Origin of the sequence: Succinatimonas hippei YIT 12066 (assembly GCF_000188195.1) — a bacterium.
Lineage (GTDB): Bacteria > Pseudomonadota > Gammaproteobacteria > Enterobacterales > Succinivibrionaceae > Succinatimonas > Succinatimonas hippei.
In genome coordinates, this window is record NZ_GL831040.1 from 1 (window position 1) to 916 (window position 916).

Annotated in this window: 1 protein-coding gene; it reads right to left on the reverse strand. The window is 40.3% G+C overall.

Annotation, left to right across the window (positions count from 1 at the left end; genetic code table 11):
• On the reverse strand, positions 1 to 520 hold a 520-nt coding region (locus tag HMPREF9444_RS07385; RefSeq protein WP_009143785.1), incomplete at its 3' end, for an AAA family ATPase.
• Positions 521 to 916 lie beyond the last annotated feature (396 nt).

Consider the following 916-nt stretch of genomic DNA (forward strand, 5'->3'; position numbering starts at 1 on the left):
TTGTCCTTCTTTCAAATTCTTCTTTATCTCCCATCACCGCGGTTAAAGGCGCATCGTATTCATCGATAAGCAGAACCAGTCCGCTGATATCTTTTTGATTAAATCTTATATCCAAATACCGGGCCGGGGTCTTTATCTCTTCGTTTAAAATCTTTTCATATCCGCTGTGAATAAAAGCATCGTCTAGCTGCTGCAGGAATGTTTCATTAAAATTTATATCATCACTTTGCTCTTTGATTTTGGATAAATCAAGATGAATTACATTATAGGTTCTATCATTCCATAAATTATCGGTAACGATTTTAAGACCTTGAAACTTATCAAGCCCGTTTGAGAACAGCTCATGGAAAGTACTGACCAGAGTAGATTTACCGAATCTGCACGGGCGGGATAAAAAAATCGGAGCATCGAATTTTGCCAAATCGGCAACTAAATCCGTTTTGTCCACATAAATTTTACCCCTATCGCAAAACTCACTAAAGGAAGTAATACTTAAAGGTAATTTAGCAAGATCTATCATATTTAGTTCTTTAAGCCAATCAAAATATAAGTTTCAGTATAGTCTGTATCATGTAGTACCGCAATGATACTTGACATCATTCCCGACCTAAAGCCGAGTATACCTTCTGCAGTCCTTGGATTATCTTGTCTTGACATCCTCACCGGCCTAAAGGCCGATGATTCCTACCGCTAAACAACAATACTGCCTATTGTCGTTAGCCTAGGCGGGCTTCTTGTTGCCGACCTCTTGTGAGGTTCGCTTGACAGGCTATCTGGGCAAGTCCTGCCCTTCTTAAGATATTGTGTGCGGCATTATGGTCTGCATTCGCCTCATATCACTTGAATATCTCCTGCCCCTTGCGGTTGTCTTTGCTTATATGCCTGGATCTTTCATAGAAAAGGATCCGGCAATTCG